This is a genomic window from Anaerotignum faecicola (assembly GCA_024460105.1).
Lineage (GTDB): Bacteria > Bacillota > Clostridia > Lachnospirales > Anaerotignaceae > JANFXS01.
Genome location: JANFXS010000340.1, coordinates 1 through 435, shown reverse-complemented (window position 1 = coordinate 435; position 435 = coordinate 1). Strand labels below are relative to the sequence as shown.

At 51.3% G+C, this 435-nt stretch carries 1 protein-coding gene; it reads left to right on the top strand.

Annotation, left to right across the window (positions count from 1 at the left end; translation table 11 throughout):
• Positions 1–435 (top strand): hypothetical protein (locus NE664_14275; protein MCQ4727801.1); only part of this gene is annotated, 435 nt, incomplete at both ends.

Genomic DNA, 435 nt, shown 5'->3' with positions numbered 1-435 from the left:
CGCGGGACTGCTGTCCGCCTGCTCGCACGGCCAGACTGCAGAGGCCGCGAAAACGGACCGGTCTTCCGCAGAGGTGCCGCAGACTGCGGAATCCTTTACGGTATCTGCGTCTAAGAATCCTGTTTCCGCCGGAGAGACGGAAATCGCCGAAATGGAGAGCACTGAAATGGAGAGTGCTGAAACGGAAAACACGCTGGATGATAGCCGTATCATTGCCGGACAGAGCTTCGACGTTACATGGAAAAACTGGGGAGAGGTCCGTTTTATCTCCTATGCGCCGCCAGCGGATCATGTTCATGATGATGTGATATTCTATTTGAGTAAAAATAATGAAATAGTATATGAATTTCCGAAGGCGTGGCCTGAAGGCTCCTCACCTTGGACCTTTGAATCGGTGGATATGGTATCATTTCGGGATATTGACGGTGACGGATA